Here is a 12,327-nt window from a genome sequence, read left to right on the forward strand (position 1 = left end):
GTCAGGCTGTCCAGGTGTTCGCGGGAGCGTCGACGGAGATCCCTGCCTGGAGCTGGCCATTCACCTGGTCGGCGAGCCACCCCATGCCGCCGTTGAGAGCGAAGAGCACGATCCCGCCGATGAACAGTGCGCCGATGATGGCGCCGACGCCCAGCTTGCTCTTGATGGCCGCGGCGAGCAGGAGCACGGTCACGGCCAGGCCGCCGAGGTTCTTGACGAGGTCGCCGAGCTGGTTGGTCTGGTCGTTGGCGGTGTCGATGATGCCGGCGCGGGGGATGACCGCGGCGGCGGCCTGGACGTTCGTTGCCAGGTCAGGTGCGGTGAGGACTTCGATGATGGACATGGTGTTGTTCCTTTCGAGCGTTACGGTGCGGTCGGGGTTGGGGTGGACGTCGGCTCCGGGGTCGGTGCCGTCTTCTTCGCCGAGTCGGAGCTGAGGGCGGGGGAAGTGGCGATGGCAGTGACTTCCCACCGGCCGCCCCGGGCTTTCAGTTCGATCGCGTAGGTGGCCTGCAGGGACTGCTCGAGCGCGTTGGTGACGGTGACGGTGGTCAACGTGCGCAGCTCGGTGCCGTCGGCTGGGGTGACGGGTGCTTCCTTGTCGGCGGCGATGTTCGCCGTCGTGATGGACACGTACGGTGCCGGCGTGACCGCGGCGATCGTCGCCTCGGGGGAGATGTACCGGTCGAGATCTCCGGACCCGGCCAGGTAGGCACCGAGGAACGCCTCGACCGCGGCGCCGGCCGCGTCTGAGACACCGAGGGTGACGGGGTACGCGTACACCGGCTGTGTCGTCTTGATCGCGGGAGCCGCGATCGGTGCCGGCAGTCCGAGCGGAGTGAAGGTGGTCGCGTTCGCGATGACGGCGACCTGGAAGTACCGGCGGGGCCAGTTGCTCGCGTCGACGTTCTCCGGATCCGCAGACGGCTCCTGCACGTTCGCCGACACGACCACGGTGATGACGCCGTCGGTGGCGCCAGGGGTGACGGAGGCCACCGCGATGTCACGGTAGGACCACGGGGCGTCGGACAACGACGTCGACGAGAGCTGCACGTACCGGTCGAGTTCGGTGTGCGCCTTCTGCGACGCACCGAGCCATGCTCCGACGTACCCGACGGCGAAAGCACCAGCATCCTGCTGCGTCGTCGTGAAAGCACCGTCGTTGCTCGCCGCTGCGGCCTGCGGCCTTGGGTCCGGGAGCAGATTCCCGGCGAACGCGACTGCGCCTGAGGCTGCCCCGACGACGATCAGGCCTGCGACGAGACGTTGCCGGAGCACGGCCCCCTGCGTCCATCGGGAGGTCAGCGCGACGCCCTGAGGAGCCTCCTCCTCAACGCTGTCCTTCTGCTTGCTCTTCTTCATCGGGTGCCTTCCTTTGTGGTGCCCCAGCTGGACTCGACAAGTCGCGGAAACGTGGCCGCTGCCGAGGCGTACTGCTCGGACTCCAGCCAGCTGAGGAACCGGCTGCGAGCGTCCTCGTCGAACGGGTGCTGGTACAGCTCCACGGCGTGGAGCTCGGTGCGTTCACGTGCCTGGAGCACGCGTCCCGAGCCGCTCGCGAACGCCAGGAAATCGTCATCGATTGCCGGCTGCGTGGACTCGGGTTCGGGGTTCGGGTGCGTCATGTGGCTCTCCCTTGAAGCGGATTGGGGGGCGAAGAAAACGGGTCTTACCTACAAGGGGCACACCGGGAGGACGAATTGGGACAGCGGATCCCCAACTTTTTTCGACGGTCGCGGATCCCAGTCGGCACAAGGGATCGGCGAGGGCAGTACACGGCCGCAAACGACGCTCACCGCAGAGCAGGGCGGCTCAGTACACGGTCGAGTACACGCCGCCTGAGGACGGTGATCAGAGGTACCGCCCACCTCTACGCACCAGGAGCCTCATGTCCATCGAAGCCACCTCCCCGTCGCTGGCCATCACCCTCAACGACGACTGGGCGACGCAGCACGCGAACCGCGAGCGTCACTACGACAGCCTCGGAACGTTCACCGGTGCGGAGCTCCTGCAGGCCATCGCCACCGCCCGGGGCGAGGAGCAGGACCGACTGCTCTACACGCTCATCACGCTCGCGCACGACGGCAACCAAGCCGCAGAGCGGGTGCTCCTCCAGGAGCTCATCGCACCGGCCCGCGAGATGGTGCACCGGGTCACCGCGATGGACACCTACTCACGGACGGACCGCGTCAACGTCGCGATCGGCGCAGCATGGGAGAGCATCCGCTCCTACCGCCTGCACCGCACCGCCCACGTCCGCGGCAACCTCACCATGGAGACCCTGCGCCTGCTCGCTCCCCGCCGCCCAGCCGCCGAGACAGCCGCACACACGATCACCGTGTCGAACGAAGACCTCGCCGAGATCCTCGGCACCTGGGACCCAGAACCCACACCGGAGATGGAACTCGCGAACCTATTCCAGTGGGCGCGCGACACCGGCATCCTCAACCGCGAAGAGATCGCCCTGCTCGCTCGCGTCGAGCTCGGCACCGAGAGCAAGCGCGAGATCGCAGCAGACCTCGGAATCGCCTACGACGCGCTCCGCAAGCGCGCACTCCGCATCCGCACCAAGCTCGCCCAGGGCGTGCGCACCAATCTCCTCGAGTGCGTCTAGAACAGCAACAGCACCCGCCCGCCCTCTGAAGGCGAAGGCTTAGCCCGCTCGACGGGTTGTGATTATGGGTGTGATTTGCGGTGTATTAACCGTATGCTGTCAGTATGGAGATGATCACACCGACTCCCGGACTCGATGTGTTCCAACGATCCATTCGCGACGGAGTCCCACAAATCGTTGACCAGCTCCGTGGCCTGCTGGGCGCCCAGCTCGTCGCCTACCTCGGCAACGTGCAGGAAACCCGTGCCGTGCGTTTGTGGGCAGAAGGAGCGCGCACGCCATCTACCGCCACCGAGCAACGCCTGCGGCTGGCCCTCCAGGTAGCGGGTGTCTTGACCGAACGAGACCACCCGCGCGTGGCTCAGTCGTGGTTCCAGGGCATGAACCCGCAACTCGACGATGAATCGCCCGCTCGTCTCATCCGCACCGGCGAACTCGAGAAAGTCGGACCCCGCGTCCTGGCTGCGGCCCGATCATTCGCTGCGGTCGGCTAGTGGCGCTTGAGGGTGTCAGGGTCGCATTGGACCCCAGTCCCCGGCAGGAGGGCTTGTTGCTCTCTCATGCAGGTGCTGCCCGGTTTGCCTTCAATGCTGGTCTTGCTCATGTGAAAGAGCAGTTAGAGGCGCGTGCTGCAGCGAAGGCCGCCGGGGTACCCGAGGCTGAGCTCCCGGGCGTGGATTGGAGTCTGTACACGCTACGCCGGTGGTGGAACGCCGAGAAAGCGGTCCTCGCGCCGTGGTGGGCGGAGAACTCGAAAGAGGCGTATTCGTCGGGTCTTGACGCTCTGGCGCGGGCGTTGAAGTCGTGGTCGGACTCACGGCGTGGGAGACGGCGCGGCAAGCATGCCGGATTCCCGCAATTCAAGTCCCGTGCTCGCGCTCGTGCGGCGTGGGCATACACGACCGGGAGCTTCGGGATTGCTGACCGGACTGGTGTGCAGCTCCCGCGGATCGGCCGGGTCCATACGCACGAGCAGGTCCAGGGCCGGATCGGTGAGGACCGGATCGTGCGTGCGACAGTCTCTCGAACGGGCGGTCGCTGGTTCGTCGTCTTCACCGTCGAGCGTGCAACGAGAGTCCCCATTCCGCCGTCGGGTGCGCCTATCGGGGTGGACCTGGGGCTGAAAACTCTCGCTGTCATCTCGGACGGCCGGGTGATTGAGAACCCGAAGCATCTGGCCGATGCGCAACGCAGGCTCACAACCGCATCTCGCGCCTACGCGCGGACCCAGCCAGGCTCCTCGGGACGGCGCCATGCCGCCGACCGGCTCGCGAAACTGCACGCACGGGTGGGGTACCTCCGGGAAGACGCCCTCCACAAATTCACCACGAACCTTGCCTGCACCCACGGCACGATCGTGATCGAGGACCTCAACGTCGCCGGCATGATGAAGAATCGCTCCTTCGCCCGTGCAATCGCGGATGCGAGTTTTGGAGAGTTCCGACGCCAGCTGGCCTATAAGGCCACCAAGTTCGGCTCCACCCTGGTCGTCGCTGACCGGTGGATGCCGTCCTCAAAGACTTGCTCGAACTGCGGGACAGTGAAAACCAAGCTGTCCCTCAGCGAACGCACCTTCCGGTGTGAGCACTGCGACCTGATCCTGGATCGCGACCTGAACGCGAGCCGGAACCTCGCGCACCTCGTAACACCCAGCGTCGCCGGGAGTGGCCCGGAGACCGTAAACGGCGGCAGAGCCAGGCAGAAGACCCAGCAGGCTGGGCAGCAGGCGACGAAACCGCAACCACGCACCCTCACCGGGTCAGACGTGGACCGGCAGCCAGCAACGGCTACCACCTAAGCAGAAACACACAGTTTAGGGACGGGACAGAGATGCTTGAAGCGGTGCGTATTGTGCGAGAACCTTCACCTGGGCAGGAGCGATCGATGGCGCCACACGCCAGCAGAGCCCGCTTCGCTTTCAATGCCGGACTGAGCCACGTGAGGTAGCAACTCGACGAACAGGATGAAGCTGCGTGCCGCAGGTGTGCACGACGAAGCACGCCCAGGGTGCGCGTAACCGCAGCCCCTGCGCCATGATTGTCGGGATGCCCCCTACCCCAGATCCCCGAGACGACCTTGCTAACGCCGACATCGCCTGGCTCCAGGACGTCCTCGGCGCGTCACCACTCCGCGTGAGCATCCTCCGATACGCGTCGCAAGCTGCCGGAGCATTCACCGCCCGCATGGTCATGCAAGCGGTCGGCGGAAGCCGCAGCACCGTCGGCGACCACCTGCAGGCGCTGACCAACGCCGGCGTCCTTCACCACGACTTCCGACTCCAGGACCGAACTGGGCGCGGCTCTGAGTCACAGTGGACCTGGCAGCCGGAGGCACTCAGTGCAGGCCTCCGCAAGATCCTCGATCTCCTGGAGAATCCGCCTGCCACTTCCGTCGATTAGCATCATGGTCGGCTTGTCTCCGCGTCTCTTGGGCGAGCCTGCGAAGTAGATTGGTTTGCGGTAATTCCGTAAAGCAACTAGCTTGAAAGTGCACGCACCCAGGGGGGGGGTGACCGTCGTGTAGAACTTTCTCGAAAGAGATTTGTCCCAAACGACCGTCACCGCGTACCCCTTCCAAGTAAGAGCATCCGCTCACGAAAGGGGTCAGCTTGACCACGGCAGAATCGGCACGGGCGAAGAGCCGCCGCACGTCAGGTGACCGCCCGACGAAATCGGCTCCAAAGGAGTCGAAGACCAAGGTCGCGAAGGCTGAGGTCGGCGTCGCCGCGGTGAAGCGGACCACCAAGCCCGCCGCTATCTTCGGCGCGGTCGCTCTCATCCTTGCCGGTGGGCTCGGAGGCGTGTACCTCTATTCGTCCAGTGCCGACGTCTCGCAGGTGTTCGTGATGAGCACCGACGTCGTCCGTGGCGACACCATCGAACAGGACGACCTCACCACGATCGACATCGCGGCCGGCCAGAGCACCGCCGGTTACACCGTCGATCAGGCCAAGGATGTCATCGGACGGGTCGCCGCCGTCGACCTGCCAAAGGGGAGCCTGCTCACCGGCGGCTCGGTCACCGACCAGCTCCCCGTTCCAGAGGGCCAAGCTCTTGTCGGTATCGCACTCACCCCGAGCCAGATGCCAGCGACACCGCTCATCGCCGGTGACAACGTCCGAATCGTCCCCGTCGCCGGCACGAACGCTCCGGTCGGCAGCACCGGTGACTCGGGTATCACCGCAACAGTCTCGAACACCCGATTCGACGACATCGCCAACATGACCATCGTCGACGTCTACGTCGACGAAGCCCTCGCCGCCGACCTCGCGTCACGCGCAGCAACCGGATCCGTTGCCTTGTACGTCTCCACCGCGGTCACGGAGTAGCCCCGTGTCAGTCATCGCATTCGCCTCCTTTGCAGGCTCACCCGGTGTGAGCACCGCTGTCCTCGCCGCTGCCGTCCACTGGCCCCGCCCCGTGCTCGTCCTCGAGGCCGACATCGCCAACGTCTCTTCCGCCATGCCTGGCTTCTTCCGCGCGAATCTCACCAGCGACGCCGGTATGCACAAGCTCGCCTACGCGCAAACCCGCGGATTGCTGAACGCGACCAACCTCATCGACCCCGAGTTCAAGCTCGCGATCGCCGTCCACGAACTCCCCACAGTCACCGACGTCCCGATCCCCGCACTTCCCGATGGTCACCGAATGTGGGTTGTACCCGGATTCCTCGGACTCCAGTCCGTCGACGGGACACAGGCCCTCTGGCGCAGACTCCCCGGACTGCTCTCCACGCTCAGCGAAAGCGGAATCGACGTGCTCGTGGACCTCGGCCGCGTCGGCCGCGACGACGTCCGTTCCGCGATCATCGACGCCGCCGACCAACTCGTGGTGATGGCCAACAGCACCATGGTCGACCTCAACCGCCTCCACAAGCGCTTCCAACTCCCCGACATGTCCGTGCGAACCGAAGGCGTCGGGCGCGCCGAGCGGATGAGCCTCATCCTGGTCAAGTCCCGCCACGAACCGCTCGCCAAACGAGACTTCGACAAGCACATCCTCCCGGTCCTCGCGGAACTGCCCTTCGACCCGGATGGCGCAGCCGTCTTCTCGCTCGGCCGACAGGACCCGAAACCCGAGCGCAACGAGTACCGACAGGCCATCCGACGTTCCCTCCCCGCCCTGGTCAACCGTTCAGCACAGAGCGCAGAAAGGATGGTCGGCTGATGTCAACCAAAGACCAGAACGCCGCAGACGAGGTCGACCTCTCATCCCGCCCCTTCCTCGCGGACCTCGGACACACCGCCAACTCCGCCCCCGAGAGCCACGCGCGCCTGTTTGCCGCAGCCACCGGCGCCCAACTGCACCTCGTGGAACCGGAAGAAGTGGCCAGCGAGGAAACCGACGTCGACCAGCACCTCACGTCGCTCACCGCCGACCCTGCATCCCTCCCCAAAGCGTTCAGCCAAACCCCGACGACACGCGGACGCCGGGCGCGGGAGGACGAGCCCTCGACTGAGGACGTCGACGGCATCAACTGGAAGGTCATCGACACGACTGTCCAGGCGCTGACCACGAACGCCCAAGAAGCCCGCTCGAAGCAGACCTTCGACGTCGCCATCGCTGACGGCCCTGAGACCACGATCGAGCAGGCAGCCTGGGACGAGATCTCCGACCTCATCGACCGTCACGTCGGCCGCATCATCATCAACGAAGGCGACGCGGCCGGATGGTCAGACGAGCGGAAACTACGCCACGTACAGGCAGCGTTCGACCAAGCCTTCCGATACGGACGCCTCCAGCAGCTCCTCCGCGAAGAAGACGTCGAGGACATCAGCATCCAGGGCTTCGACAACGTGCTCGTCACGAAAGCGGACGGTCGGAAGGAATCCCGCCCCGCAATCGCGTTCAACGACGAGGACCTGCAGAACCTGATCGCGAAGATCGCCAGCGACCGAGGTCGAGTGTTCTCACGCCCCAACGGCACCGTCGACTGCGACCTCGGCGGAGCCCGAATGTCAGCTGTCGCACCCTCGATCACGAGCGTGCCCCACCTCACCATTCGCAAGCACAACCACATCGATATCACCCTCGACAAGCTCGTCCAGATGAAGACCATCGACTCGCACATGGCGCAGCTCATGACCGCGCTCGTCCGCGCCAACCGCTCCGGCCTGATCTCCGGATGGGCCGCAGCGGGCAAGACGACTTTCCTCCGAGCGCTGATGTCAGCGGTCGATCCCGAAGAGAAGATCGTGACGATCGAGACCGAGCACGAGCTCTACCTGAACAAGCTCTCCGACCAGCATCACCAGGTCGTGGATCTGCAGTACCTGCCGAGCACGGCAGACTCCGGCCAGGCCGCCTACACGCTCAAACAAGCATTCGAGCAGGGGCTGCGAATGAGCGCCCAGATGATGCTGTTCGGCGAGCTTCGCGGCCCAGAAGGCCCCATCGCGATCAAGGCGATGCAGGCAGGCAAGGGGTCCCTCTCGACCATTCACGCCCGCAGCGCGGATGACGCAATCCACCGCTTCGCGGACATGTTGATGAGCGAGGAGAAGCTCGTCAACGACAACGTGCCGCTGCGACAGATCATGCGCAGCATCGACATCGTCTTCCAGATCGAAGTGCTCCCCGCGACAACCACCCGCCCCCGACGCCGCGTCGTGACGCAGATCGCCGAGATCCAGTCGACCGACGACCAGCTGCCCATGGCGGTCGACCTGGTCCGCTTCAACCGCGACACCGAGCAGTGGGAATGGGACGAGAAACCGACGGCCGAGCTGCTCCAGGCGCTCGTTCGCGCAGGCCTGGACTCTGACTTCTTCCCCGGAGTCGCGCTGTGAACGCCCTGCTATTCGGCGTCATCGGAGCCGTGACCGCCGCCGGACTCGTCCTCCTCGCCGTCGCACTATCACCGAACTACCGCGACCCCGAGTTCACGCGCACCCGTTCCCTCAGCTCACGGATCCGGAAAGCGTTCGTGCAAATGAGCCGGCGAACCCGCATGCTCGTCATCATCGGCGTCGCGGCCGGCATCATCTCCGCCGCCGTCTCCGGCATCATCGTGACCGCGTTCATCGTCCCAGCCGCCATCATCGGCCTGCCCACACTCCTGGGAAAGCAAGACACCCGCGAACGAGACCTCCTCAGCGCGCTCGAAGCATGGTCCCGAGCGCTCTCCAGCGCCACGGCGACGTCGAGCCTGACCCTCCGAGAAGTGTTCGGCGTCACCCGCGAATCGACACCAGCGGAGCTACGAGTCGGAGTCGACCGGATGTACCGACGCATGTCGAGCTCCTGGACCAACGCCGACGCGCTCCGCGCATTCGCCGACGAAATGGACGACGTCTGGGTCGACGAGGTCGTCATCTATCTGATCCAAGCGGCTCAGTACAGCCCGGGAGGTCTCGCCGACGCGCTCGAGGGCATCGCCGACAACCTCGCCAACCAGGTCAAGCTCCGCATGAACATCTACCTCGAGCGAGAGAAGCCACGGCGAGTGCTGGTACAGATGACCATCATCACCGTCGTGGTCCTCGCGGGAACCGTCCTCCTCGCGAGAACCCCACAGCTCGAGATCTACTCGACCCCGTTCGGGCAGATGATCCTCCTGATCATCGCCGCGAGCTGTGCAGCGCTCCTGCTGTGGGCCAAGGGAAGCACCCGGGTCACGCCCGAGCCTCGGCTGGTTTCAGAGCGAGTCAGCGCATGAGCACCCCGCTCATCGCCCTCTTCCCAGGCCTCCTCGTCGGCCTAGGAGTCGCTGTGCTCGTGCTCACCTTCGCTCCCAAGTCGATCCAAGCAACCGACGCCCTGGGCCGTTTGGGTCAGGGCTCCATGTTCGAGGACGAGATCGCCGTGGCAACGACGCGCGACGAGCGCATCGGCGGATGGATCCACCGGCACATCCCGAACATCCCGATTCTGCTGCCGCCCGTGAAGCAGCTGGATCTCCTCGAGGTGCCCATCAGCACCTTCTACGCGAAGAAGCTCATCTACGCGATCATCGGCGCGCTGGCACCGCTGCTGATGAGCGTCGGGTTCGGGATCCTGGGGTACCCCGTCGCTCTCCCGCTCCTACTCAGCCCCGTCTTCGCGATCGCATTCTGGTTCACCCCCGACGCCACGTACCGTGCGCAAGCTCGACAGCGTCAACGCGAGTTCACCCGTTTCGTGACCGTCTACCTCGAGCTCGTCGCCGTGTCCCTCCTCGGCCAATCGACCGCCGACAACGCGCTGGCCGCCGCAGCGGACGTGTCCGACACCTGGGTCTTCCAACGCATTCGCCGCGAATACGCCTACGCCGAAATCACTCGGACTTCAAAGTGGGATGCCCTCGCGCGACTGAGCGAAGCCGTCGAGGTCCCCGCCCTCGGCGACATGGCCCGGATGATGCGACTCAGCGAAGCGAAGGTAGGGATCCGCGACCAGCTGCGCGCAGCCTGCGACAAGCTCCGCCGCCAGGTCGCCACCGACGACGCTCAGGCGGCGACGAAAGTCACCGGCCGCATGCAGGTGCCCGTGTTCCTGCTGCTGCTGCCCATCTTCGCCCTCGTCACCATCCCCGCTCTCGCTCAACTCGTCACGTTCTAACCAAGGAGAAACCCATGCAGAAGCTCGCCCGTTCCACCCGCTCCGCCCACGGTGCTGCACTCCAGCTCGCCGAGGACATCAAGACCCGTGCCGCCCAGCTCCGGGAAGACCCCGAGGGAGGCTTCGACGAGCTGCCCTGGAAGATGATCCTCATGGTGGGCGGCGTCGTGCTCGCCGGCCTTCTCGTCGCCTGGGGCATGACGTACCTCAACGGCAAGCTCGGCGAAATCAAGTAGTCGCACCCATGACCATCCGAACAGCACTGAGGGCGCGCTGGGCGCAGCTTCGCGCTGCCCTCAAACGCGAAGACGGATTGGCAGCGACCGCCATCACCTACCCGCTGTTGTTCGTGCTGGTCATCGCCTTCATCCAGCTCGCCCTCTGGTTCCTCGGCAACGACGTCGCGCAATCCGCCGCCGTCAACGCCTACAACCAGTCACGCGCCTACCAGTCGAACGACGCCGCCGGCGTCCAGGCAGGGACGGAAATCGTCGCCGCCAACGGCGAACTCCTCAACGCCCCAACCGTGCGAGTCACCCGCACTGCGGAATCAGTCACCGTCACGGTTACGGGTCGACCACTCTCGCTCATCCCGGGCCTGAACCTCCCCACGATCAGCCGCTCTGTCACCGGCCCCATCGAACGGTGGGTGCCCAGATGATCCGCCGCATCCGATCCCTCATCAGGAATGAGCGAGGGGAGATCGAAGACATCCCCACCATCGCGGTGCTCTTCGTCGGGGTGTTCATCCCGCTCCTCGCCGTGCTCTTCTTCGTCGGCAGGTACTCCAACGCCAGCAATGTCATCCAAGGTGCGGCTTCGGCCGCTGCACGAGACGCTTCCATCTCGCGCACAGCCACAGATGCCGCCGCCCACGCCACAACGGCCGCCCAGACCTCGCTCAGCGGCAACGTCCGGTGTGCGAGCCTCGGCATCGACATCGATGACAGCGGCTTCCGCACCGCTCTCGGAGTGACTGGCACCGTGAGCGTCACCGTCACCTGCGTGGTCCGCTACGCAGAGTTCGGAGTGCCCTTCATCCCCGCGACGACGACCTTCACCAAGACGGCCGTCAGTCCCATCGACCCCTACCGGGAGCGCTGATGAAATACCTTCCAGCGGCCGTGGTCCTCATGATCGCGATGATCATGTTCTCCGCCCTCGTCGTCGACGGCGGAGGACGCATCCAAGCCAACCAACAGGTGACGACGATCGCCCAGGGCGCCGCACGTGCCGGCACGAACGCCGCCGGCGGCAACGCCATCAACGGTGACGCGTTCCGGCTGAGCCCTGGCGCCGCGCGAGCCGCCGCCGAACAGTACCTCGCCGCAGCAGGCGTTGACGGTATCGTCACGGTCCGGGACCAGCGCGTCATCGTCACCGCCACAAGCACCTACCGCACGAAGCTCGCGTCGATCATCGGCATCCTCCAGCTCCCAGTCGAGGGAACGGCATCCGCCCGACTCATCGACGCCACAACCAACTAGCCGTCCAAGAGAAAGAACAGATCCATGACACGACGACTCACCACTCTCGCGGTGGCCGCCCTCGCGACAACTCTGCTCCTCACCGGCTGCACCACCAACGGCGGCGACAAGCCGGCCCCTTCACCCTCGGCATCAGCATCCGCGGCCCCGACGAAGACGGCATCAGAGAACGAGCCCGGACAGATGGAACCGCCCAAGACCGCGTCGGAAGCCATCGCCGTCTCGAAGGACGCGATCATCGACTTCCTCACCGCCCGCGCGGAGATCATGGAAGACTCCGGCGCCCAACCCGAGCGCATCGCCCCCTACGCCACGGGACCTGCACTGGAGCAGCTCAACGGAGAGGCTGCGAGTGTCGCCCAGCTGACCGCCTCGATCAAGGGACTCCCGAAGTGGACGGTCGACACCGCCCAGACCACCGCAGGATCGATCACCCAGGCAGACGGCACCGTGACCGACAACGGAGTGACCTACATCCGCGGCTGTTTCGACACCAGCACACAGGTGGGCACACGGGCTGATGGTGGCGAGCTGACCCGCCCGAACCGTCCGAACACGCCCATGGAGTTCCAGGTCCACTACTCACCAGAAGCGAAGTCGTGGCTCGTGTATGCGTTGATTTCGCTGACTGACAAGGAGGGCGCCCCAGTATGTGGTTGAACAGGACGCGGCGAGCGCGGATAGCGGC

Annotated in this window: 17 protein-coding genes; 14 read left to right on the forward strand and 3 right to left on the reverse strand. The window is 65.4% G+C overall.

Annotation, left to right across the window (positions count from 1 at the left end):
• Position 1: 1 nt before the first annotated feature.
• From ITJ57_RS18660 to ITJ57_RS18670, 3 genes are read right to left on the reverse strand one after another with little or no spacing between them, the layout of a single operon-like run.
• Complete coding sequence (locus tag ITJ57_RS18660; RefSeq protein ID WP_194671559.1) at positions 2 to 343, reverse strand: hypothetical protein; 342 nt, start codon at positions 341 to 343, stop codon at positions 2 to 4.
• Positions 344 to 363: 20 nt separating this feature from the next.
• Complete coding sequence (locus tag ITJ57_RS18665) at positions 364 to 1,362, reverse strand: conjugal transfer protein (protein WP_194671560.1); 999 nt, start codon at positions 1,360 to 1,362, stop codon at positions 364 to 366.
• Entirely contained in the window at positions 1,359 to 1,625 is a 267-nt protein-coding gene (locus ITJ57_RS18670; protein ID WP_194671561.1) for a hypothetical protein, read from the reverse strand. Before ITJ57_RS18670 ends, ITJ57_RS18665 begins: the two co-directional genes overlap by 4 nt.
• A gap of 263 nt (positions 1,626 to 1,888) precedes the next feature.
• Here ITJ57_RS18670 and ITJ57_RS18675 point away from each other — a divergent pair, with 263 nt between their 5' ends.
• The 14 genes from ITJ57_RS18675 (at position 1,889) to ITJ57_RS18740 (ending at position 12,299) form a co-directional block, all read left to right on the forward strand.
• Complete coding sequence (locus ITJ57_RS18675) at positions 1,889 to 2,614, forward strand: hypothetical protein (protein WP_194671562.1); 726 nt, start codon at positions 1,889 to 1,891, stop codon at positions 2,612 to 2,614.
• Positions 2,615 to 2,718: 104 nt separating this feature from the next.
• Positions 2,719 to 3,108 (forward strand): hypothetical protein, encoded by a 390-nt coding sequence (locus ITJ57_RS18680; protein WP_228507582.1) that lies wholly within the window; start codon positions 2,719 to 2,721, stop codon positions 3,106 to 3,108.
• A complete protein-coding gene (gene tnpB, locus ITJ57_RS18685; RefSeq protein ID WP_370582506.1) occupies positions 3,108 to 4,412 on the forward strand; it encodes an IS607 family element RNA-guided endonuclease TnpB in 1,305 nt (434 codons plus the stop codon). The genes ITJ57_RS18680 and tnpB overlap by 1 nt, the downstream gene beginning before the upstream one ends.
• 247 nt (positions 4,413 to 4,659) lie before the next feature.
• Entirely contained in the window at positions 4,660 to 5,013 is a 354-nt protein-coding gene (locus ITJ57_RS18690; RefSeq protein ID WP_194671563.1) for a helix-turn-helix transcriptional regulator, read from the forward strand.
• Between the two features lie 209 nt (positions 5,014 to 5,222).
• Complete coding sequence (locus tag ITJ57_RS18695) at positions 5,223 to 5,942, forward strand: SAF domain-containing protein (RefSeq protein WP_194671564.1); 720 nt, start codon at positions 5,223 to 5,225, stop codon at positions 5,940 to 5,942.
• Positions 5,943 to 5,988: 46 nt separating this feature from the next.
• Entirely contained in the window at positions 5,989 to 6,780 is a 792-nt protein-coding gene (locus tag ITJ57_RS18700) for a hypothetical protein (RefSeq protein WP_370582507.1), read from the forward strand.
• On the forward strand, positions 6,780 to 8,402 hold the full coding sequence (locus tag ITJ57_RS18705; protein WP_194671566.1) for a CpaF family protein: 1,623 nt from the start codon (positions 6,780 to 6,782) through the stop codon (positions 8,400 to 8,402). The genes ITJ57_RS18700 and ITJ57_RS18705 overlap by 1 nt, the downstream gene beginning before the upstream one ends.
• Positions 8,399 to 9,271, forward strand: a complete 873-nt coding sequence (locus ITJ57_RS18710; RefSeq protein WP_194671567.1) for a type II secretion system F family protein — start codon at positions 8,399 to 8,401, stop codon at positions 9,269 to 9,271. Before ITJ57_RS18705 ends, ITJ57_RS18710 begins: the two co-directional genes overlap by 4 nt.
• The gene (locus tag ITJ57_RS18715) at positions 9,268 to 10,152 is read left to right on the forward strand and encodes a hypothetical protein (protein ID WP_194671568.1); all 885 of its coding nucleotides are present in this window, start codon (positions 9,268 to 9,270) and stop codon (positions 10,150 to 10,152) included. Before ITJ57_RS18710 ends, ITJ57_RS18715 begins: the two co-directional genes overlap by 4 nt.
• A gap of 14 nt (positions 10,153 to 10,166) precedes the next feature.
• Entirely contained in the window at positions 10,167 to 10,388 is a 222-nt protein-coding gene (locus ITJ57_RS18720) for a hypothetical protein (protein ID WP_194671569.1), read from the forward strand.
• Positions 10,389 to 10,396: 8 nt separating this feature from the next.
• Positions 10,397 to 10,813, forward strand: a complete 417-nt coding sequence (locus ITJ57_RS18725) for a hypothetical protein (RefSeq protein ID WP_194671570.1) — start codon at positions 10,397 to 10,399, stop codon at positions 10,811 to 10,813.
• On the forward strand, positions 10,810 to 11,256 hold the full coding sequence (locus tag ITJ57_RS18730; RefSeq protein WP_228507584.1) for a hypothetical protein: 447 nt from the start codon (positions 10,810 to 10,812) through the stop codon (positions 11,254 to 11,256). Before ITJ57_RS18725 ends, ITJ57_RS18730 begins: the two co-directional genes overlap by 4 nt.
• On the forward strand, positions 11,256 to 11,639 hold the full coding sequence (locus tag ITJ57_RS18735) for a hypothetical protein (protein ID WP_194671571.1): 384 nt from the start codon (positions 11,256 to 11,258) through the stop codon (positions 11,637 to 11,639). The genes ITJ57_RS18730 and ITJ57_RS18735 overlap by 1 nt, the downstream gene beginning before the upstream one ends.
• A gap of 24 nt (positions 11,640 to 11,663) precedes the next feature.
• Entirely contained in the window at positions 11,664 to 12,299 is a 636-nt protein-coding gene (locus ITJ57_RS18740; protein WP_194671572.1) for a hypothetical protein, read from the forward strand.
• The last annotated feature ends 28 nt before the right edge of the window (positions 12,300 to 12,327 follow it).

The organism is Plantibacter sp. VKM Ac-2880, assembly GCF_015351235.1.
In the GTDB taxonomy this organism is placed as follows: Bacteria; Actinomycetota; Actinomycetes; order Actinomycetales; family Microbacteriaceae; genus Plantibacter.

Excerpts from the sequence above, each read along its gene's own strand:
- ITJ57_RS18705 (WP_194671566.1), top strand. The coding sequence starts at position 6,780 with ATGTCAACCAAAGACCAGAACGCCGCAGACGAGGTCGACCTCTCATCC.
- ITJ57_RS18665 (WP_194671560.1), bottom strand. The coding sequence starts at position 1,362 with ATGAAGAAGAGCAAGCAGAAGGACAGCGTTGAGGAGGAGGCTCCTCAG.
- ITJ57_RS18720 (WP_194671569.1), top strand. The coding sequence starts at position 10,167 with ATGCAGAAGCTCGCCCGTTCCACCCGCTCCGCCCACGGTGCTGCACTC.
- ITJ57_RS18730 (WP_228507584.1), top strand. The coding sequence starts at position 10,810 with ATGATCCGCCGCATCCGATCCCTCATCAGGAATGAGCGAGGGGAGATC.
- ITJ57_RS18670 (WP_194671561.1), bottom strand. The coding sequence starts at position 1,625 with ATGACGCACCCGAACCCCGAACCCGAGTCCACGCAGCCGGCAATCGAT.
- ITJ57_RS18715 (WP_194671568.1), top strand. The coding sequence starts at position 9,268 with ATGAGCACCCCGCTCATCGCCCTCTTCCCAGGCCTCCTCGTCGGCCTA.
- ITJ57_RS18725 (WP_194671570.1), top strand. The coding sequence starts at position 10,397 with ATGACCATCCGAACAGCACTGAGGGCGCGCTGGGCGCAGCTTCGCGCT.
- ITJ57_RS18690 (WP_194671563.1), top strand. The coding sequence starts at position 4,660 with ATGCCCCCTACCCCAGATCCCCGAGACGACCTTGCTAACGCCGACATC.
- ITJ57_RS18675 (WP_194671562.1), top strand. The coding sequence starts at position 1,889 with ATGTCCATCGAAGCCACCTCCCCGTCGCTGGCCATCACCCTCAACGAC.
- ITJ57_RS18660 (WP_194671559.1), bottom strand. The coding sequence starts at position 343 with ATGTCCATCATCGAAGTCCTCACCGCACCTGACCTGGCAACGAACGTC.
- ITJ57_RS18740 (WP_194671572.1), top strand. The coding sequence starts at position 11,664 with ATGACACGACGACTCACCACTCTCGCGGTGGCCGCCCTCGCGACAACT.
- ITJ57_RS18680 (WP_228507582.1), top strand. The coding sequence starts at position 2,719 with ATGGAGATGATCACACCGACTCCCGGACTCGATGTGTTCCAACGATCC.
- ITJ57_RS18735 (WP_194671571.1), top strand. The coding sequence starts at position 11,256 with ATGAAATACCTTCCAGCGGCCGTGGTCCTCATGATCGCGATGATCATG.